The sequence below is a fragment of the Micromonospora sp. NPDC049274 genome (assembly GCF_040678875.1).
Classification (GTDB): Bacteria; Actinomycetota; Actinomycetes; order Mycobacteriales; family Micromonosporaceae; genus Micromonospora.
The window spans coordinates 92931-115201 of sequence record NZ_JBFAQS010000003.1; the positions used below are offsets into that span (position 1 = coordinate 92931).

23 protein-coding genes are annotated in these 22271 nt (G+C 73.0%); 13 read left to right on the forward strand and 10 right to left on the reverse strand.

Annotation, left to right across the window (positions count from 1 at the left end; translation table 11 throughout):
* Positions 1–91: 91 nt before the first annotated feature.
* Positions 92–439: a metallopeptidase family protein gene (locus AB0K10_RS06835; protein WP_363681406.1), complete on the reverse strand. Its 348-nt coding sequence runs from the start codon at positions 437–439 to the stop codon at positions 92–94.
* Between the two features lie 151 nt (positions 440–590).
* Positions 591–1022 (reverse strand): OsmC family protein, encoded by a 432-nt coding sequence (locus tag AB0K10_RS06840; protein WP_007453754.1) that lies wholly within the window; start codon positions 1020–1022, stop codon positions 591–593.
* Positions 1023–1194: 172 nt separating this feature from the next.
* Between AB0K10_RS06840 and AB0K10_RS06845 the strand changes: the two genes are divergently transcribed.
* From AB0K10_RS06845 to AB0K10_RS06855, 3 genes are all read left to right on the forward strand, one after another.
* On the forward strand, positions 1195–1917 hold the full coding sequence (locus AB0K10_RS06845; protein ID WP_363680704.1) for a hypothetical protein: 723 nt from the start codon (positions 1195–1197) through the stop codon (positions 1915–1917).
* A gap of 130 nt (positions 1918–2047) precedes the next feature.
* On the forward strand, positions 2048–2869 hold the full coding sequence (locus AB0K10_RS06850; RefSeq protein ID WP_363680706.1) for an HAD family hydrolase: 822 nt from the start codon (positions 2048–2050) through the stop codon (positions 2867–2869).
* Positions 2869–3681 carry an HAD family hydrolase gene (locus AB0K10_RS06855; protein ID WP_363680708.1) on the forward strand — a complete coding sequence of 271 codons (813 nt, stop codon included), beginning with the start codon at positions 2869–2871 and terminating at the stop codon, positions 3679–3681. The genes AB0K10_RS06850 and AB0K10_RS06855 overlap by 1 nt, the downstream gene beginning before the upstream one ends.
* Before the next feature lie 9 nt (positions 3682–3690).
* Here the strand turns inward: AB0K10_RS06855 and AB0K10_RS06860 are convergent, their stop codons facing one another.
* The gene (locus AB0K10_RS06860) at positions 3691–4293 is read right to left on the reverse strand and encodes a bacterial proteasome activator family protein (RefSeq protein WP_039905022.1); all 603 of its coding nucleotides are present in this window, start codon (positions 4291–4293) and stop codon (positions 3691–3693) included.
* A gap of 84 nt (positions 4294–4377) precedes the next feature.
* On the opposite strand from AB0K10_RS06860, the gene AB0K10_RS06865 reads away from it, so the two are divergent.
* The gene (locus tag AB0K10_RS06865) at positions 4378–5175 is read left to right on the forward strand and encodes an alpha/beta hydrolase (protein WP_363680710.1); all 798 of its coding nucleotides are present in this window, start codon (positions 4378–4380) and stop codon (positions 5173–5175) included.
* 78 nt (positions 5176–5253) lie between these two features.
* The gene (locus tag AB0K10_RS06870) at positions 5254–6441 is read left to right on the forward strand and encodes an ABC transporter substrate-binding protein (protein ID WP_363680712.1); all 1188 of its coding nucleotides are present in this window, start codon (positions 5254–5256) and stop codon (positions 6439–6441) included.
* Between the two features lie 75 nt (positions 6442–6516).
* On the opposite strand, the gene ddaH is transcribed toward AB0K10_RS06870, so the two are convergent.
* A complete protein-coding gene (gene ddaH / locus AB0K10_RS06875; protein WP_363680714.1) occupies positions 6517–7350 on the reverse strand; it encodes a dimethylargininase in 834 nt (277 codons plus the stop codon).
* Between the two features lie 59 nt (positions 7351–7409).
* Here ddaH and AB0K10_RS06880 point away from each other — a divergent pair, with 59 nt between their 5' ends.
* The gene (locus AB0K10_RS06880; RefSeq protein ID WP_354814963.1) at positions 7410–7871 is read left to right on the forward strand and encodes an Lrp/AsnC family transcriptional regulator; all 462 of its coding nucleotides are present in this window, start codon (positions 7410–7412) and stop codon (positions 7869–7871) included.
* Positions 7872–7932: 61 nt separating this feature from the next.
* On the forward strand, positions 7933–8889 hold the full coding sequence (locus AB0K10_RS06885) for a zinc-binding dehydrogenase (RefSeq protein ID WP_363681408.1): 957 nt from the start codon (positions 7933–7935) through the stop codon (positions 8887–8889).
* A 4-nt stretch (positions 8890–8893) separates the two neighbouring features.
* Here the strand turns inward: AB0K10_RS06885 and AB0K10_RS06890 are convergent, their stop codons facing one another.
* The 3 genes from AB0K10_RS06890 to AB0K10_RS06900 form a co-directional block, all read right to left on the reverse strand.
* Positions 8894–9997, reverse strand: coding sequence for a hypothetical protein (locus AB0K10_RS06890; RefSeq protein ID WP_363680716.1), 1104 nt, complete (start codon positions 9995–9997; stop codon positions 8894–8896).
* Positions 9998–10162: 165 nt separating this feature from the next.
* The gene (locus tag AB0K10_RS06895) at positions 10163–10447 is read right to left on the reverse strand and encodes a DUF6457 domain-containing protein (RefSeq protein ID WP_363680718.1); all 285 of its coding nucleotides are present in this window, start codon (positions 10445–10447) and stop codon (positions 10163–10165) included.
* Positions 10444–11163 carry an NTP transferase domain-containing protein gene (locus AB0K10_RS06900; protein WP_363680720.1) on the reverse strand — a complete coding sequence of 240 codons (720 nt, stop codon included), beginning with the start codon at positions 11161–11163 and terminating at the stop codon, positions 10444–10446. The genes AB0K10_RS06895 and AB0K10_RS06900 overlap by 4 nt, the downstream gene beginning before the upstream one ends.
* Before the next feature lie 148 nt (positions 11164–11311).
* Here AB0K10_RS06900 and fdhD point away from each other — a divergent pair, with 148 nt between their 5' ends.
* Positions 11312–12178 carry a formate dehydrogenase accessory sulfurtransferase FdhD gene (gene fdhD, locus AB0K10_RS06905; RefSeq protein WP_363680722.1) on the forward strand — a complete coding sequence of 289 codons (867 nt, stop codon included), beginning with the start codon at positions 11312–11314 and terminating at the stop codon, positions 12176–12178.
* A 112-nt stretch (positions 12179–12290) separates the two neighbouring features.
* Here fdhD and AB0K10_RS06910 read toward each other — a convergent pair whose 3' ends face one another.
* Entirely contained in the window at positions 12291–13337 is a 1047-nt protein-coding gene (locus AB0K10_RS06910; protein WP_363680724.1) for a DUF4192 domain-containing protein, read from the reverse strand.
* Between the two features lie 152 nt (positions 13338–13489).
* Between AB0K10_RS06910 and AB0K10_RS06915 the strand changes: the two genes are divergently transcribed.
* The 5 genes from AB0K10_RS06915 (at position 13490) to AB0K10_RS06935 (ending at position 20186) form a co-directional block, all read left to right on the forward strand.
* The gene (locus tag AB0K10_RS06915; protein WP_363680726.1) at positions 13490–14404 is read left to right on the forward strand and encodes a fructosamine kinase family protein; all 915 of its coding nucleotides are present in this window, start codon (positions 13490–13492) and stop codon (positions 14402–14404) included.
* Entirely contained in the window at positions 14401–15414 is a 1014-nt protein-coding gene (gene moaA / locus AB0K10_RS06920) for a GTP 3',8-cyclase MoaA (RefSeq protein ID WP_363680728.1), read from the forward strand. The genes AB0K10_RS06915 and moaA overlap by 4 nt, the downstream gene beginning before the upstream one ends.
* A gap of 3 nt (positions 15415–15417) precedes the next feature.
* Positions 15418–15672, forward strand: a complete 255-nt coding sequence (locus AB0K10_RS06925; RefSeq protein ID WP_363680730.1) for a MoaD/ThiS family protein — start codon at positions 15418–15420, stop codon at positions 15670–15672.
* 13 nt (positions 15673–15685) lie between these two features.
* Positions 15686–16936, forward strand: a complete 1251-nt coding sequence (locus tag AB0K10_RS06930) for a metallophosphoesterase (protein ID WP_363680732.1) — start codon at positions 15686–15688, stop codon at positions 16934–16936.
* 61 nt (positions 16937–16997) lie between these two features.
* On the forward strand, positions 16998–20186 hold the full coding sequence (locus AB0K10_RS06935) for a UvrD-helicase domain-containing protein (protein ID WP_363680734.1): 3189 nt from the start codon (positions 16998–17000) through the stop codon (positions 20184–20186).
* 125 nt (positions 20187–20311) lie between these two features.
* Here the strand turns inward: AB0K10_RS06935 and AB0K10_RS06940 are convergent, their stop codons facing one another.
* Positions 20312–20944: a prepilin peptidase gene (locus AB0K10_RS06940; protein ID WP_363680736.1), complete on the reverse strand. Its 633-nt coding sequence runs from the start codon at positions 20942–20944 to the stop codon at positions 20312–20314.
* A 10-nt stretch (positions 20945–20954) separates the two neighbouring features.
* On the reverse strand, positions 20955–21959 hold the full coding sequence (locus tag AB0K10_RS06945) for an EamA family transporter (protein WP_363680738.1): 1005 nt from the start codon (positions 21957–21959) through the stop codon (positions 20955–20957).
* Positions 21960–22271: the final 312 nt, after the last annotated feature.

Sequence of the window (22271 nt, forward strand, 5' to 3'; positions counted from 1 at the left end):
TAGGCGACCACGGCAACCAGTGGCCATCGGCCAAGCGGCGAGCCGCGCGGGCATCGCGGTGAGAGCCGGGCATCGCGGTGAGCGGCCGGGATCAGCCCCAGCCCAGCGCGTGCAGCCGTGCGTCGTCGATGCCGAAGTGATGGGCGATCTCGTGCACCACTGTCACCGCGACCTCGTCGACGACGTCCTCGTCACTGTCGCAGATCCGCAGGATCGGACGGCGGTAGATGAAGATCCGGTCCGGCAGTACGCCGGAGTAGTCCCAACCACGACTGGTGAGCGCGTGCCCCTCGTACAGGCCGAGCAGGTCGGGTTCGGTGTGCGGTGGGTCGTCCTCGACCAGGATCACCACGTTGTTCATCAGACCGAGGAGTTCCTCGGGCACCTCGTCGAGGGCGTCGGCGACCAACTCCTCGAAGCGCTCGCGAGTCATGTCCACCGGCACGGCGTCCATTCTGCCCGACGCCGGACCGATCGGCCGGCTCACGCTCGGCCATTGGGCCGCTGTCCGCGCGTTCACGAAAGGGAGCGGCCACCCGGAACCGGGCGGAGGCTCCCTTTCGTGAACGTGCGGCGTGCGGGTCGCTGGGTCAGGAAGCCAGACGAGCGGTGAGGGTGATCTCGGCGCCCGGCGAGAGCAGGCGGGAGATCGGGCAGTTGGCCTTGGCGGCCTCGGCGAGCTTCTGGAACTCGGCCTCGTCGACCCCCGGCACCTGGCCGACGGTCTCCAGGTCGATGCGGGTGACGCTCATCCCGGCGTCGGTCTTGTCCAGGTGGACCTTGGCGGTGGTCTCGACCGAGGTGGGCGTCGAGCCGGCGTCGGCGAGGGCCTTCGAGAACGCCATCGAGAAGCAGCCGGCGTGCGCGGCGGCGATCAGCTCCTCGGGGTTGGTGCCCTCACCCTCCTCGAAGCGCGACTTGAAGGAGTAGTTGCCGGACAGGCCACCCTTACCGGTGCGGACGGTGCCGGACCCCTCGGTGAGATTGCCCTGCCATTGTGCGGAAGCGGTACGGATAGGCATGAGGAGAACGCTAGCGGAAAGGCGACTTCCGAGCGACCGACCGGCACCGACGCCTGCCGTGCGATTCCCGTCACCCCGGCGGAGGCGCGACGCGGCGGCTTCGGCGGCGACACCAGCGCGACGCTCTGTGCCATGATTCGACGCAGGCCCGTGACCGGCGGAAGGATGGCCGATGTCCGAGGAGCTGCCCATCCCACGGCAGGGCGACCCGTCCGACGGGCCGGCCGTGATCGAGTGGGGTACCGACGAGCCCGCCGCCGGCCGCCGCCGCCTCGGCTGGTCCCTGGCCGGCATCACCCGGGATCCCCGGCTGCCCGTGCTGGTCGCCGGTCTCGGTGCGGTGGCGGGGATGGCCTCGCTGCTCGGCGAGTGGCTGGTGATGACCCTGCCGAACGGTGGCCCGACCGGTTCCACCTCGACCGACGTGCCCGCCGGCGTGTCCGAGATCGGTGGCTTCGGCATCGGCTGGCTGGTCGGTCTGCTCGGCCTGGTCTGCATCGTGGCCCTGGCGCTGCGGGGCACGGCTGCCGTCCGGCCGAACGCCCGGCTGGTGGGGTTCACCCTGAGCGGGGCACTGCTGGCCCTGCTGGTGGCGGCGGCGGCGACACTCGACGACGCCGGTCAGCGCAACTACTTCTACGGGTCGGAGGACCGCCTCCAGGTCGAGTACGGTCGCGGCCTGGTGATGGCGTTCGTGGCCTGCGTGCTGTTCGCCGCGGCCCTGCGGCTGTCGTCGAACGCGCCGGTGGAGGACGACAGTTCCGAAGCCGCGACGGGTCAGGGCTGGCGCCGCCGGCACGCCGATCCGGTCGAGCAGGAGGGCGGCCCCTCGGCGCCGGCCGACCTGACCGTGACGGCTGCGGCCCCGTTCGCCCGCCCCGAACACCCCGCCTGAGCCCCCGCGAGTTGGTGTTCGGTTCGGCTGGAAGCCATGGTTGAGGGCTGTTTCCCGAGGTACGGTTGCTGCCCGCCGTCACGCCGGGACCGCACGGCTGGGTGCGACGGCGGCGGGCGAAGGAGGAACGATGACCCGCCCGGGCCTGCCCAAGCTGATCGCGACCGACCTCGACGGGACGCTCGTCCGCAGCGATGACACCGTCTCCGCGTACACCCATGGGGTGCTCGACCGGGTGCGCGCCGCCGGGATTCCGGTGGTCGGCGCGACCGGACGCGGCCCCCGACTGACCGAGCTGACCCGCAACGACATCCGGGCCGCCGACTTCCTGGTGATGGCGGGCGGTGGGCGCGTGGTCGACCAGAGCGACCCGAGCGGCCCGGTGGTCCTCCGCGACGAGCGGCTGCCCGCCGAGGTGCTGGCCCGGCTGCTCGCCGACCTGGAGGCCGAGGTCGGCCCGCTGACGGTGATGGTCGAGGCGTCCGACGAGCACGACGCCCCGCTCTGGGGTGACTACCACGAGAGCTGGCCCTACCACGACCGGTTCGAGGCGCGCAGCCGCGCCGAGTGCCTCTCCTGCGACGTGATCAAGGCGTTCGCCCGCACGGCCGACCACCACGTCGACGAACTGCTCGCGGTGGCCCGGCGGATCGTCCCGCCGCACGTCGCCACGCTCACCCAGGCCGGGCTCGGCTTCATCGAGATCTGCCCGCCGGGCGTGGACAAGGCGACCGGGCTGACGGTGGTGGCGCAGAGCCTCGGGGTCGACCCCGCCGACGTCCTGGTCTTCGGCGACATGCCCAACGACCTGCCGATGTTCGAGTGGGCCGGCTGGTCCCGGGTCGCGGTGGCCAACGCGCACCCCGAGCTGCGGGCCGCCGCCGACGAGGTGACCCTGCGCAACGACGACGACGGGGTGGCGGTGTACCTGGACCGGCTACTGTCCCGGTAATGGGAGACACCCCCGCGCTTGTCGCCACCGACATCGACGGCACGCTGATCCGCGACGACCGCACGCTCAGCCCGCGCACGGCCGACGTGCTCGCGCGGATAACCGCGCGCGGCACGCCTGTCGTCCTGGTCACCGGCCGTCCGGTCCGCTGGCTGAAGATGGTGTACGACCAGCTGGCCGAGCCGCTGCCGGCGGTCTGCGCGAACGGGGCCGTCGTCTACGACCCGGTGCGGGACGAGGTGCTGCGAGCCGACCCGCTCGCGCCGCAGCACCTGGCCGAGGTGGCCCGCAGGCTTCGCGCCGAGGTGCCCGACATCAGCTTCGCGGTGGAGGTCCTGGACAGCCGGGAGATGCGGCACGAGGCGCACTACCCGCTGCGGTGGGACGCCGACCACGACCGGATCCGCCCGGTCGAGACGCCTGAGGAACTGCTGTCGGTTCCGGCGGTGAAGCTGCTCGCCCGGGCCGGTGAGCAGGACCCGGACACGTTCGTCGAGCTGATCGGCGCGGCGGTGGCGGGGTTGGCCGAGGCCACGCACTCGTCGTACTCGGGTCTGGTGGAGATCTCCGCGGCCGGGGTGACCAAGGCGGCCGGGCTCGACTGGTACTGCGATCGGCTCGGGGTGGCCGCCGCGGACGTGCTGGCCTTCGGCGACATGCCCAACGACGTGCCGATGCTGAGTTGGGCCGGGCGCGGCGTGGCGGTGGCCAACGCGCACCCCGCCGTCCTCGCGGTCGCCGACGAGGTGACCGGGGCGAACTCCGAGGACGGCGTGGCGGCGTACCTGGAGAAGATCTTCGGGGTGGACTGACCGACCAGGTCAGAGGTACTGGCCGGTGTTGTGGCCCTCGCCACCGCCCGGTTGGCCCACACCCGGCATTCCGGGCACGACCCCGCCGGGGCCGCTGGGCAGCGCCTGCCGGCCGCCGCGCATCTGCTCCAGCTGCACCCGCGCGGCCATCTGCTGGGCGACCAGGGCCGCCTGGATGCCGTGGAACAGGCCCTCCAGCCAGCCGACGAGCTGGGCGTGCGCGATCCGCAGCTCGCCCTCGCTCGGGGCCTTGTCCTCCGTGAAGGGCAGCGAGATGCGCTCCAGCTCGTCGCGCAGCTCGGGGGCGAGGCCCTCCTTGAGCTCGACGATCGAGCGCTCGTGGATCTCCCGCATCCGGTTGCGGCTGGCGTCGTCCAGCGGGGCGGCCTTGACCTCCTCCAGCAACTGCTTGATCATGCTGCCGATCCGCATCACCTTGGCCGGCTGCTCGACCAGGCGGGTCGGGTCCTCACCCTGCCCCTCATCGGTCTGCATGGTGCCGATCGGCCGGCCGTCCGGACCGACCACCACCACAGTGCCGGAGTGGCCGGAGTCGTCGGGGCCGGGCTGATCGTTCTGCTCAGCGGAGCGCGCTTCGGTCATGGGGTCCATCTTTACCCAGTCGACCCGACCCATGCCGCCCGGGACCGACTCCCTGGGCCGAACCACCCGGGCGGGGCGCGCTACCGTCGCGCCATGCCTGCCGATCCCCGCGCCGTACTGACCCGGCCCGCGCCGGAGCCGGACGTGACGGTGGCCTACGGCGACCACCCGGACCAGGTCGCCGACCTGCGCCGCCCGACCGGTGCCGGCCCGGCCCGGCCGCTTGTCGTCGTGGTGCACGGTGGTTTCTGGCGGGCGGAGTACGACCGCCGGCACACCGGGCCGCTGGCCGCCGCGCTCGCGGCCGACGGCTATCCGGTGGCGCAGTTGGAGTACCGGCGTACCGGGCAGCCGGGCGGTGGCTGGCCAGGCACGTTCACCGACGCGCTGGCCGGGATCGCGGCGCTGCCGGAGCTGGCCGCCGAGGCGCTGCCCGGCCGGGTGCGCCGGACCGCGCCGATCCTCATCGGTCACTCCGCCGGCGGCCACCTGGCGTTGTACGCGGCGGCCACCGCGCCGTCGACGGTGGGTGGGGTGCTGGCGCTGGCCCCGGTGGCCGATCTTGCCGAGGCGTACCGACTCGATCTGGACTCCGGTGCGGTGGCCGCGCTGCTCGGCGGCGGCCCGGCGGACTTCCCGGACCGGTACGCGGCAACCGATCCACGATCATTGGTACCGATACGGACACGGACAGTAGTCGTGCACGGCTCGAGGGATCAACAGGTGCCGGTGGCGATGAGCCGGGACTTCGTCGTGGCAGGTCGTGCCACAGGATCCGATATCGCCCTTCTTGAGCTGCCCGGATGTGAGCATTTCGGGCTGATCGACCCCGAGTCTTCGGCATGGCCGCGGGTGCTCGATGTGTTGCGGTCCTTGCACGATGATCACTAGCCATTGACGCAGCGTCGCGGAGCAGGTAGAACGCCGGAGGGGCGTGTCCTGCCCTGCAACGCTCCTGGAAGGAACTCGGTGTCGCAGATGAATCGCAGGCGGGCGCTCCAACTGATGGCCGCGCTCGGTACGACCGGGTTCGCCGCCGCGTGCGGCTCCGACACCGAGGACAAGCCGACCGCCCCCAAGAGCTCGATCAAGATCGGTCTGATCGCGCCGAAGGCCGGCGGCTTCAAGTCCATCGGTGACGACATCACCAACGGCTTCCAGCTCTTCCTCGACCTGCACGGCCAGCAACTGGGCGGGCATCCCGTCGAGCTGCTGACCGCCGACGAGGGCGACAACGCCATCACCGGCAAGGCCGCCGTCGACAAGCTGCTCAAGCAGAACGTGCTGGCGCTGACCGGCGTGGTCAACTCGGCGGTCATGGTCAACATCCGCGACACCGTGGAGGAGGCCCGGGTCCCGCTCATCGGCTCGAACGCCTCGCCGAGCACCCTGCAGAGCGTCGTCTACATCTGGCGTACGTCGTACGTGCTGGACGAGGCCGGTCGGGCGCTGGGCCGGTACCTGCGCGACCAGCTACCGGCGAACGCCCGGGTCGCGATCATCGTGCCGGAGAACGTGGGCAGCCCGGACGTCGTGCGGGGCTTCAAGCAGGAGTTCCCCGTCGGCGACCCGCGCATCGCCAACCCGGTGACCACCACCAGCCCGACGCCGAACCCGGGCAAGGCCACCTACCAGGCGGACATCGAGAAGGCGCTGCGCAAGGACCCGACCGCCGTCTTCTGCTTCTTCGCGGGCGCGGCGGCCGTGGAGTTCATCAAGCAACTGCGCGACCAGTTCGACGGGCCCATCTACGCGCCGGGCTTCCTCACCGAGGGCAGCGTGCTGGAGAGCCTGGGCCGGGACGCGCTGGGCATCCAGACCGCGCTCAACTACTCGGCCGACCTCAACAGCACGTCGAACCGGGTCTTCGCCTCCGCCTACCGCAAGAAGCACCAGTCCACGCCGACGACGTATGCGATGGCGTCGTACGACGCGGCACAGGTCCTCGACCAGGCGATCCAGCTGACCGGTGGTTCGCCAACCCCACAGCAGGTCAACCTGGCGCTGGGCCGGATCGGCCAGATCGACAGTCCGCGCGGCATCTGGCAGTTCAACCAGCCGCGTACGCCGCAGCAGAAGTGGTACCTGCGGGAGGTCCAGCGCGACGGTCAGGTCATGTCGAACGTGCTGATCAACGAGCTGGCCACGCTGGGCTGAGCGCCCGCCGAGCAGCAACAGGGGCCGACCTCCCGCTTGGGAGGTCGGCCCCTGCCGTTCGCGGCAGTGTTCGGGTCAGTGCCGCAGTTCGGCGATGCAGCACTTCACGCTGCCGCCGCCCTTCTTCAGCTCGGCCAGCTCGACCGGCACCGGGGTGTAGCCGGCGGCCTTGAGCTTGCCGGCCAGCCGGGTGGCCTCGCTGTTGAGCACCACGTTCGCGCCGTCGCTGACCAGGTTCAGCCCGAAGGCCATCGCGTCCTCGTCGTCGGCGATCACCGCGTCCGGAAAGAGCTGGGTGAGCACCCGCTGGCTGGCCGCCGAGAACGCGCCCGGGAAGTAGACGACGTTCGCGTCGTCGAGCGCGGCGAGCGCCACGTCCAGGTGGTAGAAGCGGGGGTCGATCAGCCGCAGCGACACCACCGGCCGACCCAGCACCTCCTGCGCCTCGGCGTGCGCCGCGATCTCGGTACGGAAGCCGTGCCCGGCCAGGATGAGCCCGCCGTGCGCCTCCGGCACGTACGCGAAGTCACCCTCGCCCTCGTTGGTCTCGCTCGGCGCGACGAACCGCCAGCCCTGCTCCGCGTAGAACGCGTGGTGCGCGGCGGCCTCACCGGCCCGCTGCTCGTGCTTGAACCGGGCGCCGTAGACGCTGCCGTCGACCACGAAGGCACCGTTGGCGGCGTACACCATGTCGGGCAGTCCGGGCTCCGGCGTGAGCAGGTGCACCTCGTGGCCAAGGCCGACGAGCGTCTCGCGCAGGCGGTCCCACTGCTTGACGGCCAGTTCCCGGTCCACCGGGGTGGTGACGTCCATCCACGGATTGATCGCGTACTCGACCGCGAATTGCTCGGGCGAGCACATGAGATATGTCCGCTTTCGCGAGACTCGCTGCTGGTTCACGGTCACCAAGAGTAGGTACCGTTGAACTTTGGTAACAGCCACAACCATTGCTTCCCAGAGGCGGAACGTTGCAGATAGACGCCGTTGACCAGCGGATCATTGCGTTGCTCGTCGCCGACGCCCGCGCGTCGTACGCCGACATCGGCACCCGGGTGTCACTCTCCGCCCCGGCGGTCAAGCGCCGGGTGGACCGACTACGCGCCACCGGCGTGATCAGGGGATTCACCGCTGTCGTGGACCCGGCCGCCGTGGGCTGGACCACCGAGGCGTTCGTCGAGCTGTTCTGCGCCGGCCGGACCACCCCGGCGCAGATCGGCGTGGCCGCCCGCCGGCACCCGGAGGTGGTCGGCGCGTACACCGTCTCCGGCGAGGCGGACGCGCTTGTGCACCTGCGGGCCGCCGACATCGCCCACCTGGAGGCGGCGCTGGAACGGCTGCGCGCCGAGTCGTTCGTGACGTCCACCCGCAGCACCATCGTGCTGTCCCGGCTGGTCGAGTCCCCCGGCGTCGGGCCGTCCACCGGAGCTTGACCTCAAGCGCAGTTGAGGTGTTGGACTCGTGGCGGTCTGGTACGAGACGAGGGGGGACTTCATGCGGGCGATCTGGTTACGCGAGTTCGGCGGCCCCGAGGCGCTGGTGCCCGGACCGGCGCCCGACCCGGCGCCCGGCCCCGGCCAGGTGCTCATCGACGTCGCCCATGCCAACATCACCTTCGTCGAGACTCAGCAGCGCTCGGGACGTCCCGGACCGTTCCGGGTCACCCCACCGCTGATCCCCGGCAACGGCGTCGGCGGGGTCATCGCCGCCGTCGGGCCGGACGTCGACCCGGCCCGCATCGGGCAACGGGTGGTAAGCGCCACCGGTGGCTCCGGCGGGTACGCCGAACGGGTCGTGGTGGACGCGGCCGCGCCGATCGAGGTGCCGGCCGGGCTGGCCCTGGACGCCGCCGTGGCGCTGCTGGCCGACGGGCGTACCGCCGCGATGCTCGTCGACGCGGTAGGCGTCCGCCCCGGTGACCGCGTGCTGGTCGAGGCAGCCGCGGGCGGTGTGGGTAGCCTGCTCGTCCAACTCGCGGCGCGGGCTGGCGCACGGGTGATCGGCGCGGCCGGCGGGCCACGCAAGGTGGACCTGTTGCCCGACCTGGGCGCCGAGATGGCGGTCGACTACCTGCTGCCTGGCTGGGCCGACGGGATCCGGGACAGGCTGGGTGGGGTCGACGTCGTCCTCGACGGCGTCGGTGGGTCGATCGCCCGGACGGCGTTCGAGCTGCTCGACCCGGGCGGCCGCATGGTCAGCTTCGGGTTGGCCAGCGGCGAGTGGTCCCCGGTGCCACCGGAGGCAGCCGCCGAACGCCAGGTCACGCTGGTACGGCCGGACGTGCCGCCCGCGCGGCTGCGGGCGTACACCCTCCAGGCGCTGGCGGACGCGGCGGCCGGCCAGCTCCGGCCGCTGATCGGCCAGCGCTTCCCGCTGGAACGCGCCGCCGACGCGCACGCCGCCATCGAGGCGCGCGCGACGGTCGGCAAGACCCTGCTGGACGTGGCCTAGAGCCCTACAGGTACATGCCGGTCCGGGGCTCCGACTCGTCGCGCCGGACCGGCTTGTCACCCTCACCGAAGAACCGCTTGCCACCGAACTCGCCGTGCAGGCGGTCGTCCAGCTCGTCGGCGAGGCCGGTCATCACCTGCACCGCCAGCATGAGGTGGGTGGCCTGGAAGTTGCGGCCGAAGACCGGGATGGAGGCCCACACCGTGTCGTCCGCGCAGTAGAGGCGACCGATCGGCATCCGGTTGGTCAGCTCCGACAGCTTGACGTAGAGCCGTTCGGTCGGCTCCACCTCGGTGAGCACGGGCGAGAAGACGTCCACCAGGGGCGGATTGTCGCGCACCCGCACGAAGACCATCGCCGAGCCGGCCCGGATGGTGATGTCACCGTCCGAGTCGATCTGCAACCGCTCGGCGTCGGACTTCAGCATCGTGGACACCACCGTGCGGACGCGGTCCGCCAGATCGAGCACGTCGTCCCGCTCCGTCTGCGCGGCGGCCGCCTCGGCCAGCGCCTCCTCCAGGTCACCCTCGACGTCGGAGTCCGGCCCGAACTCGCTGCGCGCGGTGCCCAGCGGCTCCACCGTCAACGGCTCACCCTCGGCGTCGTTGACCACGTACACGAGGAAGGCCGGGTGCGGGGCGCCGTACACGTCGCGCAACGTGCGGGAGAGCAGCGGGGCGATCCGGGCGGCCTCCGCCGTCGTACCGTCCAGCCCGAACGAGCCGCCGGAGCCGGCCACCACACCGGGCGGTGACCAGCCCAGCGCCACCATGTCCGCCACCGCGGCACGGTCCAGCCGGTAGCCCTGCGGCAGGGCGGCGTTGCCGACGGCCCGGGCGGAGAGCCCGCCGTCGCCGTTCACCTCGACACTTATCGAGTAGACGGCATCCCCCGTGCCCGAGGCGGTGGGGTCGAGGGTCAGTTCGAGGTGCGCGCCGGCGGGCAGCTCCCGCAGCCGCAGGGCGAGCATCCGGGCGAACTCCCGCCACGCCTCCGTCACCTTGGCGCGCAGGTCGGTGGTGCTGGGCTCGTCGAGCAGGATCGACTCCGCCGGCTCGGATGCGCCGTCGGGCTCACCGTCCGGCGCCGAGGGGTGGTCAGCCGTCATGATCGCCTCCGTCCGTCACGATCACCCTACCCACGCCGTCCGGGCGTCGAATCAGCCCGGACCGGCATCGGACACCGGCCGGCCGGCAGCCGTCCGTCCGCTCGCCATTCCGACGGCCTGGTCGTGGGACTACCGCCGGGCCGGTCAGGTGGTGGGATTCTCGGGTCAGGTGGTGGGATCGTCGGACGGGGCGGTGGGATCGTCGGGGTCGGCGCCCAGCCGGACCGGCCAGTCGGCCGCGAGGGCGCTGAGCCGGGCCGCAGCGGCCGCCGGGTCGGCACCCCTGCCGACGGCCAGCCCGAGCAGGTACGCGGTGACCGGCGCCCCGGGCCGCAGCACCTGGTGGGCGACATCGCGGGCCAGGTCCAGCACGGCCGACACCGGCACCTCGGTCGGGTCCAGACCCACCTCGGCGCAGGCTGCCGTGACCCAGTCGTCAAGCACCGTCATCGCACCCACTCCTCAGCCCGGCGTACGTCCTCGTCAGTGTCGCAGTCGAACCAGGGCGGCGGACCGTCACCGGCCCACGGCACCTCCCGGACGACGAGACCGGCCAACAGCCCTCGTACCGGAGCACCGGCCAGGCTGCCGCCCCGCTCGGTGGCCAGCCGGGCCAGCCCGGCCCGCAGCGCGGCGACTCGCCACACTCCACACAGCGACTGCCGCCGACCGTCCGCGTCGACGAAGCACACCCCGTCGATTCGTCGCTCCGGGTCGGCGCAACCGGTGCCGGCCCGCGAGGGGCCGTTGCCCGGCGCCACGGGCGACGAACCGTCGGCGGCCAGCGCCGGGCTGCCGGCCGGGGTGATCAGCGCCGCGCTGTCAGCCGGAGCGAGGTGGGTGAGCAGGTCGCCGATCGCGGCGCGGGTGAGCAGTGGGAGGTCGGCGGCGAGCAACGCGACGAGCGTCGTGTCGGGGTCGAGCAGTGCAAGCCCTGCTGCCGTCGCGGCGACCGGCCCGCCGCCGGGAGGATCCTCGCGGGTGACCCGTACACCGTCCGGAACGTCGTCACCCGGCCCGACCAGCACACGTGGCGCGGCATCGCCCACGGCGGCCAGCACCCGGTCACGCATCGACAGGCCACCGACCGGAAGCGCGGGCTTGTCCACCCCGCCCATCCGTCGGGCGGCCCCACCCGCGAGCACCACGGCGGCGTACGTCCCCACCCGGTCACGGTAGCTGTAGCGACGGCCATGCGGCGCGCGCCGCCGGGGTGCCCCGAGCTACCTGATGACCCGGCGCCGGCTTGCGCCGGCGGGTGCCTGGTGACCGGCGGCCGTGCGAGCGTGCCGGGGTGGGGTGCAGGATGGCGGGATGGGACGGGCGACTGACCGACGGGGCGTACTGCGGATCGACCTGAACGCGACGGCCGACGGACGCGCAGCCGTCCGACGGCCGGACACCCTTGCGGTGGAGGAGCCGCTGGAGATCCGGGTCGGCGCGGCCGGTCCCGGCCGCCGGAAGCCCCTCGCGGTGACGATGCGTACCCCCGGTGACGATCTGGACCTTGCGATCGGGTTCCTGCTGACCGAGGGGCTGATCCGGTCGACCGACGATGTGCTGACCGCCCAGCTCTGCGCCGGCGCGGAGACTCCGAACACGTACAACGTGGTGGACGTGGTGCTCGCCCCCGGCGTGCCGGAACCGACCACGGACCCGTCCCGGAACTTCTACACCACCAGTTCCTGTGGGGTGTGCGGCAAGGCGAGCATCGACGCGATCCGGACGCGGTCGCTGTTCGACGTCACGGCTGACCCGCTCACCGTGCCGGCCGCCCTCCTCGCCGAACTGCCCGACCGGTTGCGCGCCGCCCAGCGCGCCTTCGACCGCACCGGCGGGCTGCACGCGGCGGGCCTGTTCAGCCCGGCCGGAGAGCTGGTGGTGCTGCGGGAGGACGTGGGCCGGCACAACGCCGTGGACAAGGTGATCGGCTGGGCGGTGCGGGAACGCCGGCTGCCGCTGACCGGGCACCTGCTGCTGGTGTCCGGCCGGGCCAGCTTCGAGCTGACCCAGAAGGCGTGGATGGCCGGCCTGCCGCTGCTGGCGGCGGTGTCCGCGCCGAGCACCCTCGCCGTCGAGCTGGCCGAGGAGGCGGGCATGACGCTTGTCGGCTTCCTGCGCGGCCCGACCATGAACGTCTACGCCGGCCCGCAGAGGATCACTGTCGACCAGCCGGCCTGATCGACTCGGGTTCGCTGAAATCGTGGTGTCCTGGTTGCGGGGATACCCCGAGTCCCATGAAGTGGAGTCGACCGCAGGGGTTGGCAGGCGGCGACGACCGGTGGCGGGCCCGTCAGCGCCGGCCACGTCGCCGCCGCTTCCGTGGCCGCACGACGCCGGGCATCCCGACCGACGGCCAGCCGTCCAGCTCGGACGGCGGTACACCGCGCCGGAGCAGGTCGTCCAGGAGCAGGGCCAGCGAGTAGTCGGGGTGCAGGCCCAGCGTGCGCTCCAGCGCGACCGCCGCCAGTGCCCCCTGCCCCGCGCGCCAAGCCGCGAACGCCAACAACGAGCCCGGGGCGGCGGTCAGCTCCGGCTCGGCCCGGCGCAGCACGTCGGTCCAGAGGGCGATGTCCCGGTCACGACCGTCGGTGCGCTCCCAGGCGTGGTCCCGCACCGGCAGGTGACTCAGCAGCAGGCTCAACCAGGCCACCTCGTCGTCGTCGAGCCGCTCACCGCGCCGCTGCCGGCGTTGCGCCTCGCGGACCGCCGCGACACCGGCGGAGCGCAGTGCCCGCCCGCCGAGCAGGTCGCTCGCGGGCGCCTGCTCGACCAGCTCGACCAGTCGCCGTTCGGCACGCACGGTGGCCGCGCGCAGCGCATCGCGGGCCGGGCCGTCCACCGGCGACACCTGCGCCGCGAGGGACGCCCGGTCGGGCAGCGCGACCTGACCGGCGAACACGGCAGACGCGGTCACCGGGTTGGCCGTCGGGTCGTAGCGCCGGCCCTCGGGTGGGCAGCAGTCCGCCTCGGTGCACAGGTAGGACCACCACCGGCCGTCGGTCACCCGCAGCGCGTCGAGCACCTCCAGGCCGAGGCCGGTCAGGGCGGCCCGCACCGCGTCCACGCTCGGAGTGACCCGGCCGGGCGGCCCGTAACCCACGACGGTGGCGGCCTCCGCGCCCTGTCGATGGATCACCCCGGCCAGGTGCCGGGCGCGGTCGGCCGGGTCCGTGGCAGGATCGGGCAGGTCGGCACGGGCGGCGAAGATGATCTGCCGGCCGCGCAGGGCCACCGCGACCACGCTGTCGGCGGGATGGAAGCCGAGCAGGTACGGCACGGCGGCGAGCAGGTCGGCGGGTGAGCGGACGGAGAGCTTCGCACGTTCGGTCGAGGTCATGCCGGCAGCCTGCGGCGGGCCCACCCGGCCGCGCGGCCCCTGTGGATGACACGCGGCTTATCCACAATTACTGAGCGTATTCATGCAGGTGGACGCGTTTCGATGTGCTCACACGGCGTCGCGGTGTCGTCGGCAGCGGCTACCGTGCGCTGATGGACCTGGCGTACCTGCGCGCGCACCCGGCACACCTGCCGACGTTCCGCACCCATCAGCGACTCCGCGAGACGCCTGTCGCCGGGGGAAACATCTGCGCCGCCGCCCGGCTCACCCTGGACGACGGTCACTCGGTCTTCGCCAAGTCCTGGCCGGAGCGGGCCGAGCGTCCGGTGCCCGAGGGCTTCTTCGCCGCCGAGGCCGCCGGGCTGCGCTGGCTGCGGGAGGCTGACGCGATCGGCGTACCCGAGGTGATCGTGGCGTTGCCCGACCTGCTGGCGCTCGACTGGGTGGAGCCCGGCGAGCCGACGCCGGAGGCGGCCGAACGCTTCGGTCGGGAGCTCGCCGGCCTGCACCGGGCCGGTGCACCGGCCTTCGGTGCGGCCTGGGCCGGCTTCATCGGCGCGATCGAGCAGGACAACACCGCTGACGACGGCCCCTGGTCGACGTGGTTCGCCAGGCGTCGACTCGCCCCCTACCTGCGGCTGTCTGTCGACGACGGCGCGCTCGGCAGCGCCGATGCCGCGCTTGTCGAGCAGGTCATCGATCGGGTCGGCGAGTTCGGCGGAGACGAGCCACCGGCGCGGGTCCACGGCGACCTGTGGCCGGGCAACGTGCTGTGGGGCGTCGACGAGCGGGCCTGGCTGGTCGACCCGGCGGCGCACGGCGGCCACCGCGAGACCGACCTCGCCCAACTGGCGCTCTTCGGCGGCGTCGCGCACCTGGATCGGGTGCTGGCCTCCTACCGGGAGAGTTGGCCGCTGTCCGACGGTTGGCGCGATCGGGTGCCGCTGCACCAGCTGCATCTGCTGCTCGTGCACACCGTGCTGTTCGGGGCGGGGTACCGCGATGCGGTCGTCGAACTCGCCCGAGCCGCCCTGGGCAACGTCGAGCGCGCTACGGTCGACCGGTGACTGTCGCCCCGCGGACCGACGGCGTCCTCGTCGACCGGTACGGCCGTGTCGCGCGGGACCTGCGCGTGTCCCTCACCGACAAGTGCAACCTGCGCTGCACGTACTGCATGCCGGCCGAGGGGCTGCCCTGGTTGGCCGGCCCCGAGCTGCTCACCGACGAGGAGATCGTCCGGCTGGTCCGGGTGGCCGTCGAACGGCTCGGCGTGACCGAGGTGCGGTTCACCGGCGGGGAGCCGCTGATCCGGCCCGGGCTGCTGGGCATCGTGACCGCGGTGGCCGCGCTCGACCCCCGCCCACGGATCTCGCTCACCACGAACGGCATCGGTCTGGACCGGCTGGCGCCCGCGCTGCGTACGGCCGGCCTGGACCGGGTGAACGTCTCGCTGGACACGCTGGACACGGCCCGGTTCACCCAACTCACCCGCCGTCCCCGCCTCGACGCGGTGCTGGCGGGGCTCGCCGGGGCGGCCGCCGCCGGGCTCCACCCCGTGAAGATCAACTCGGTGTTGATGCGCGGCGTCAACGAGGACGAGGCACCCGCGCTGCTCCGCTTCGCGCTCGACCACGGCTACCAACTGCGGATCATCGAGCAGATGCCGCTGGACGCGCAGCACGGCTGGGACCGGAGCACGATGGTCACCGCCGAGGAGATCTTGGCCTCCCTGCGTACCCAATTCGATCTCGGTCCCGATCCGACCGAGCGCGGCGCGGCGCCCGCCGAGACCTGGTTGGTCGACGGCGGCCCGGCCCGGGTCGGCGTGATCGCCAGCGTGACCAGGCCCTTCTGCGGCGACTGCGACCGCACACGGCTGACCGCCGACGGCCAGATCCGCGCCTGCCTGTTCGCCACCGAGGAGTCGGACCTGCGGGCGGCGCTGCGTGGCGGCGCGACCGACGACGAGGTGGCGCAGCGGTGGCGCACCGCGATGTGGGGCAAGCGCGCGGGGCACGGCATCGACGACCCCACCTTCCTTCAGCCGACCCGCCCGATGTCCGCGATCGGGGGTTGACCCGTGGAGCCGACACCGCTTACCGTCCGCTACTTCGCCGGTGCGCGCGCCGCCGCCGGCCGCGCCGAGGAGGTCACTCCCGCCGGCCGGTCGCTCGACGACCTCACCACCGAGTTGGCCCAGCGGCACGGCGACCGGCTCGCCGCCGTGCTGCGGGTGGCCAGTTTCCTCGTGGACGGCGTCGCCTGTCATGATCGTCGGGCACCCCTGCCGGGCGGGGCCACGATCGATGTCCTGCCCCCGTTCGCGGGCGGCTGAGGGGGGCACACACATGTTGGCGGTTCTGGGGTTCATGGGCGTCCTGGCGCTGGTCACCGGTCTCATCCACCTCTACCTGTGGAAGCGCCTCATCCGGGACACCACCACGCCGGGTCGCTGGCGACGGGCCGGCGGGATCGTCGCCCTGGTGCTGGCGGTGCTCGTACCGGCCACCCTCGTCGGCACGCAGGCCGGCCTCTACTGGCTCGCCTGGCCCGGCTACCTGTGGCTCGCGGTGATGTTCTACCTGCTGGTCACGCTCGTCGTGCTGGAAGTGCCGATGCTCGTCGCCCGGCTGGTGCTGCGCCGACGGGTGACCGCCGCCGAGCCGACCACCGCCGCACCCGAGCCGGCGTTGGTCGGGGCCGCCGGTCCCGCCGATCCGCCGGCCATCGGCGCCGTCACGGCGCCGGACCACGACCCGGCCCGCCGGCTGCTGCTGGCCCGCGGCGCCGCCATCTTCGCCGGCCTCACCGCGACCGGCATCACGGGGTACGGCGTCCGCACGGCACTCGGCCCGCCCCAACTCGACCGGGTGCAGATCCCGCTGAGCAAGCTCCCGCGCAGCATGGACGGCCTCCGCATCGCCACCGTCTCGGACATCCACCTCGGCCCCCTGCGCGGGCGTGCGCACACCGAGCGGATCGTCGCCGCGATCAACCGTCTCGACGCAGACCTGGTCGCGGTCGTCGGTGACCTCGTCGACGGCTCGGTCGCCGAGCTGGGCCCGGCCGCCGCGCCGCTGCGCGACCTGCGCTCCCGGTACGGCAACTTCTTCGTCACAGGCAACCACGAGTACTACTCCGGGGTGGAGGAGTGGGTCCAGGAGGTGGACCGTCTCGGCCTGCGGGTGCTGCAGAACCGTCGGCAGGAGATCCAGGCCCGGGGCGGTGTGCTCGACCTGGCCGGCGTGAACGACCTGGACGCGGACCCGGCGGGCACCGGCCTCGCCGCCGGGCCGGACTTCGCCGCCGCCCTCGGTGACCGCGACCCGAGCCGCCCGGTCGTCCTGCTCGCGCACCAGCCCCTCGCCGCGAAGCAGGCGGCCCGCTACGGCGTGGACCTGCAACTCTCCGGGCACACCCACGGTGGGCAGGTGGTGCCGTTCAACCTGGTCGTCGGCCTGGCACAGCCGGTGGTCAGCGGCCTTGGCGAGGTCGACGGCACGAAGGTCTACGTGACCAACGGCGCCGGTTTCTGGGGCCCGCCCGTGCGGGTGGGCGCCAAGCCGCAGATCAGCCTCGTCGAGTTGCGCTCGGCATAGCGGACGTCACGTCCGCGCGTGGCGGAAGGCGGCCCGCGCGGCGGGCGTGACAGGATGCGGCGTGCCCCCGTTCAGCGCCGTACCCCCCGGTGGCCTCCCGCCCTTCGTCGCGGACCTGCACATCCACTCGAAGTACTCGCGCGCGTGCAGCCGTGACCTGACGTTGCCGACCCTCGGGTGGTGGGCGCGACGCAAGGGCATCGCCCTGCTCGGCACCGGCGACTTCACCCACCCCGCCTGGTACGACCATCTCGCCGAGACGCTGCGGCCGGCCGAGCCGGGCCTCTACCGGCTCGACCCGGAGGCGGAGCGCGACATCGCCCGGCGACTGCCGCCGCGACTCGCCGGCACGACCGACGCGGACGCGGTCCGATTCATGCTGAGCGTGGAGATCTCCACCATCTACAAGCGGGACGACCGGACCCGCAAGGTCCACCACCTGATCTACCTGCCCGACCTGGAGTCGGTGGCCCGGTTCAACACCGCGCTCGGTCGGATCGGCAACCTCGGCTCCGACGGCCGTCCGATCCTCGGCCTGGACTCGCGGGACCTGCTGGAGATCACCCTGGAGGCGAGCCCGGACGGCTATCTCGTCCCGGCCCACATCTGGACGCCGTGGTTCTCCGCGCTGGGCTCGAAGTCCGGCTTCGACGCGATCGCCGACTGCTACGCCGACCTGGCCGAGCACATCTTCGCTGTGGAGACCGGCCTCTCGTCCGACCCGGCCATGAACTGGCGCGTCGGCAGCCTGGACGGCTACCAGCTCGTCTCGAACTCGGACGCGCACTCGCCACCGGCGCTGGGCCGGGAGGCGACAGTGCTGACCGCCGAGCGGAACTACTTCGCCGTCCGGGAGGCGCTGCGTACCGGCGACGGACTGGCCGGCACCATCGAGTTCTTCCCGGAGGAGGGCAAGTACCACGCGGACGGGCACCGGCTCTGCGGGGTCAACTGGACTCCGGAGCGCACCCGGGCGACCGGCGGGCGCTGCCCCGAGTGCGGCAAGCCCCTCACCGTGGGCGTTCTCAGCAGGATCGAGGAGCTGGCCGACCGCCCCGAGGGGCACCGGCCGGCGCACGCCCGGGACGTCACCCACCTGGTGCCGCTCGCCGAGATCCTTGGCGAGATCAACAAGGTGGGCGCCCGCTCGAAGAAGGTCGAGGGCCGACTCAACGAGCTGCTCGCCGCCCTCGGCCCCGAGTTGGAGATCCTGACCACGACGCCGTTGTCGGACATCGCGCAGGTCGGCGGCGAGCTGCTCGCGGAAGGCATCGGGCGGTTGCGCCGCGGCGACGTACGCCGGGTGCCGGGTTACGACGGCGAGTACGGGGTGATCACCCTGTTCGACACGGCGGAGCTGGGCACGGGCGCGGGCACGGCACAGGAGACGCTCTTCGACGTACCCGTGCCGGCGCAGCGGCGGCCCGCGGAGCCGGCGGCGAAGGCCACGGTCAAGCGCCCGGCGGCGGCCAAGGCGGAGCCGAAGCGCAAGCCGGCGCCCGCGCCGCCGATCGCGTCGCCGCCGTCACCGCACGAGCCGTTCGAGCCGATGCTCTCCGGGATGGAGGAGGTCGGCACCGGCCTGCTGGACCGCCTGGACGCCATGCAGCGGGTGGCGGCGTCGGCGCCCGGTGGGCCCCTGCTCATCGTGGCCGGTCCGGGCACCGGCAAGACCCGGACGCTCACCCACCGGATCGCGTACCTGTGCGCGGAGCTGAACGTCTTTCCCGAGCACTGCCTCGCGATCACCTTCACCCGGCGGGCGGCCGAGGAGCTGCGCCACCGCCTCGACGGTCTGCTCGGCCCGGTCGCCGAGGACGTCACGGTGGGCACGTTCCACGCGCTGGGGTTGACCATCCTTCGGGAGAACGCGGACGCGGCGGGCCTGCCGGCCGGGTTCCGGATCGCCGACGACGCCGAGCGGGCGGCGGCTCGCTCGGAGGCGGGCGACGATCTCGCCGCCTACACGGCGCTGCTGCGCAAGCAGGACCTGGTCGACCTGGACGAGCTGGTGAGCCTTCCGGTGGAGCTGCTGCGGGCCGACCGCAAGCTGGTCGAGCGGTACCGGGATCGTTGGCGGTGGATCTTCGTCGACGAGTACCAGGACGTCGACGCGGTGCAGTACGAGCTGCTGCGCCTGCTCAGCCCCGCCGACGGCAACCTCTGCGCGATCGGTGACCCGGACCAGGCGATCTACTCGTTCCGGGGCGCCGACGTCGGCTACTTCCTGCGTTTCTCGCAGGACTTCACGGACGCCCGGCTGGTCCGACTCAACCGCAACTACCGCTCGTCCGCCCCTATCCTGGCCGCCGCCGTGCAGGCCATCGCGCCGTCCTCGCTGGTCCGGGGCCGGCGGCTGGACCCGGCGCGACTCGATCCGGAAGCCCCGCTCGTCGGGCGGTACCCGGCGGCGTCCGTCGCCGAGGAGGCCGACTTCGTCGTCCGTACCGTCGACGAGCTGGTCGGCGGCCTGTCCCACCGTTCGCTGGACTCGGGCCGGATCGACGGCCGGTCCACCTCGCTGTCGTTCTCCGACATCGCCGTGCTGTACCGCACCGACGCGCAGGCCGCCCCGATCGTGGACACCCTGACCAGGGCCAACATCCCGGTGCAGAAGCGCTCGCACGACCGCCTGCGGGACCGGCCCGGCGTGGCGGCCATCGCCCGCGAGCTGCGGCACGCCGACGGGCTGGCCGGCTCGCTTGCCGCCCGGGTGCGCCTGGCCGGACAGGTGGTCGCCGAGCGGTTCGCGGTGCCCACCCTGGACGGCGCGGGCAGCACCGTCCGGCCCGACGACGTCCGCTCGGCGGTGGACCTGCTGACCCCGCTGGCCCGCCGCTGCGGCGACGACCTGGAGACCTTCCTGTCGCAGCTGGCCACCGGCGCGGAGGTGGACGCGCTCGACCCGCGCGCCGAGGCGGTCACCCTGCTCACCCTGCACGCCGCGAAGGGCCTCGAGTTCCCGGTGGTCTTCCTGGTCGGCGTCGAGGACGGGCTGCTGCCGCTGCGCTGGCCGGGCTCGACGCCCGACGAGGACGCGGTAGCCGAGGAACGCCGACTCTTCTTCGTCGGCCTGACCCGGGCCCAGGACCGGCTGTACGTCAGCCACGCCGCCCGCCGGACCCGGCACGGCGTGGAACGCGACTGCGCGCCGTCGCCGTTCCTCGCCACGATCGACCCGGGCCTGTTCGAACGGTTCGGCGAAACCGAACCGCGCCGCCCCAAGGACCGCCAACTCCGCCTGATCTAACCCCCACCCCCTCTCTGTTGATCATGAAGTTATTGCCGACCACATCGGCGTGTCGTGGCAATAACTTCATGATCGACGCGGTGGTCCGACGCCCACGCCCGGCGGTTTGGGGCGGCGAGGGGGGGTCAGGGCAGGAGGGTGGCTAGCCACGCTCCCGCCAGCAGGGCCGGGCCGACGGGCAGCAACGTGTCGCGGCGGACCTTTCGGGCTGCGAGCAGGCCGAGGACCAGGGCACCGTGCAGCAGATGCGGCAGGAGTAGCCCGGCCAGCAGGGCGTCGCGCCCCAGCCAGCCGAGGGGCAGCCCGAGGGCTGCGGCGAGTTTCACGTCCCCGAAGCCCAGCCGGGACCCCGGCAGCAGGGCCAGCAGCACGTGCGCCGCGCCGGAGACAGCCGCGCCCACAAGCGTGCCGACCAACCGCCCGGGGGTGCCGGACAGCAGCGCCGCACCGGTCAGGCCGCCGAGGGCCAGCAGGCCGGCGACCGCGACCAGCGGGTCGGGCAACCGCAGGCACGCCAGGTCGACCACGGCCAGCACCAGCCCCACCGCCGCCACCGCGAGGAGGACCGGCAACGCCGGGTCGTCACCGCGGGCGCCGACGAGCCCGGCGAACACCACGGCCGCGACCACCGGGCCGAGCCACCCGCCGCGTGGCACCGGCCGGCTCGGCGCACTGCCGAAGCGCCGGGCAATCCGGGGTACGGCGATTCCGACCACCGCCCCCAGCAGCGCGGCCGGCACCAGCGCAGCGGCCGACATGGGCCGGACGTTACCGCCGGTCCGCCGTCGACGCGGTCCCCGATCGTGGTCCCGCGCCTTTCCGGCGCGGGCGTTCCGTGCTCACCACCAGGGCCACCCCGGCGACGATGACCGCCCCGCCGAGCAGCACCTGCGGGGTGATCGGCTCGGACACCAGCAGCGCCCCGAGCGCCACCGCGACCGCCGGGTTCACGTACGCGTACGTCGAGACCAGCGAGATCGGCGCGTTCTGCAGCAGCCAGACGTACGCGGTGAAGGCCACCAGTGAGCCGGCCACCATGAGGTAGCCCAACGCCAGCCAGGACCGGGTGCTGACCGTCGTCGGGTGGAACTCCCGCAGCTCACCCCGGCCGGCGGCGACGACGGCCAGCGCGACCGCGCCGGCCACCATCTCGTACACCGTCGCGACGAACGGGTCGGCGGGCATCCCGATCCGTCCGGACAGGAACGACCCGACCGACCACGCGACGGCCCCCGCCACCACCGTCAGCGCGCCGACCAGCGGCACCGCGTCCGCGCTGCCGGCGGGCAGCACCAGCAGGACCAGCCCGACAAAGCCGAGCGTGACCCCGGCGAACGTCCAGACCCCGGGCCGGTCCCCGGTGGCGGAGCGCAGCAGGACCACGAGCAGCGGCACGGTCGCCACCAGCAGTGCCGCGATTCCGGACGGCAACGCCACCCCGGGCGGCCCGGATTCGGCGAGCACCACCAGGCCGTTGCCACCGGCGAGCAGGAGCACCCCGACCAGCGCGGCGGCGCCGAGCTGCCGACGCCGCACGCGGAGCGCGCCCGGCCCGCGGCGCAACCGCAGGACCACCGCCAGCACCAGACCGGCGACGGCGAACCGCAGGGCGGCCGACAGCAACGACGGCAGCGTCTCCACCGCGACCCGGATCGCCAGATAGGTGGAGCCCCACAGCAGGTAGACCACGATCAGCGCGGTCCAGACCAGAGTTGGGGCGGCGGCAGCGCGGCGGCCCGACAGGGCGGCGGCGCTCGGTGGGGATGAGCTCATCGGTTGACCACGCTACGGTGACCTCGGAGTCCGCGTCGCGCATTGGTGGCCGGCCTCTCACCACTTGTGCAGGAGGGCGGCATGACGAATTACGGACCACCCGGTGAGGGCTCCCGAGGCCCGTGGCGTGGGCAGCGGCCCGACGAGACGCCCGGCCGGCCGCCACAGCAGCCCTATCCGCCGGCCCCCGAGCCCTACCCGCCGACGGTGCACTCCTACCCGCCCGCACCCCAGGAGCGCCCCGGGTCCTACGGCGACTCTCCAGCGAGACCCTACGGCGGAGGGCCCTCGTACGACGGTGAGCGCGGGACA

Coding starts and splice junctions, on each gene's coding strand:
- AB0K10_RS06840 (WP_007453754.1), bottom strand. CDS start 1,022: ATGCCTATCCGTACCGCTTCCGCACAATGGCAGGGCAATCTCACCGAG.
- AB0K10_RS06845 (WP_363680704.1), top strand. CDS start 1,195: ATGTCCGAGGAGCTGCCCATCCCACGGCAGGGCGACCCGTCCGACGGG.
- AB0K10_RS06850 (WP_363680706.1), top strand. CDS start 2,048: ATGACCCGCCCGGGCCTGCCCAAGCTGATCGCGACCGACCTCGACGGG.
- AB0K10_RS06855 (WP_363680708.1), top strand. CDS start 2,869: ATGGGAGACACCCCCGCGCTTGTCGCCACCGACATCGACGGCACGCTG.
- AB0K10_RS06860 (WP_039905022.1), bottom strand. CDS start 4,293: ATGGACCCCATGACCGAAGCGCGCTCCGCTGAGCAGAACGATCAGCCC.
- AB0K10_RS06865 (WP_363680710.1), top strand. CDS start 4,378: ATGCCTGCCGATCCCCGCGCCGTACTGACCCGGCCCGCGCCGGAGCCG.
- AB0K10_RS06885 (WP_363681408.1), top strand. CDS start 7,933: ATGCGGGCGATCTGGTTACGCGAGTTCGGCGGCCCCGAGGCGCTGGTG.
- AB0K10_RS06890 (WP_363680716.1), bottom strand. CDS start 9,997: ATGACGGCTGACCACCCCTCGGCGCCGGACGGTGAGCCCGACGGCGCA.
- AB0K10_RS06895 (WP_363680718.1), bottom strand. CDS start 10,447: ATGACGGTGCTTGACGACTGGGTCACGGCAGCCTGCGCCGAGGTGGGT.
- fdhD (WP_363680722.1), top strand. CDS start 11,312: ATGGGACGGGCGACTGACCGACGGGGCGTACTGCGGATCGACCTGAAC.
- AB0K10_RS06910 (WP_363680724.1), bottom strand. CDS start 13,337: ATGACCTCGACCGAACGTGCGAAGCTCTCCGTCCGCTCACCCGCCGAC.
- AB0K10_RS06915 (WP_363680726.1), top strand. CDS start 13,490: ATGGACCTGGCGTACCTGCGCGCGCACCCGGCACACCTGCCGACGTTC.
- AB0K10_RS06930 (WP_363680732.1), top strand. CDS start 15,686: ATGTTGGCGGTTCTGGGGTTCATGGGCGTCCTGGCGCTGGTCACCGGT.
- AB0K10_RS06940 (WP_363680736.1), bottom strand. CDS start 20,944: ATGTCGGCCGCTGCGCTGGTGCCGGCCGCGCTGCTGGGGGCGGTGGTC.
- AB0K10_RS06945 (WP_363680738.1), bottom strand. CDS start 21,959: ATGAGCTCATCCCCACCGAGCGCCGCCGCCCTGTCGGGCCGCCGCGCT.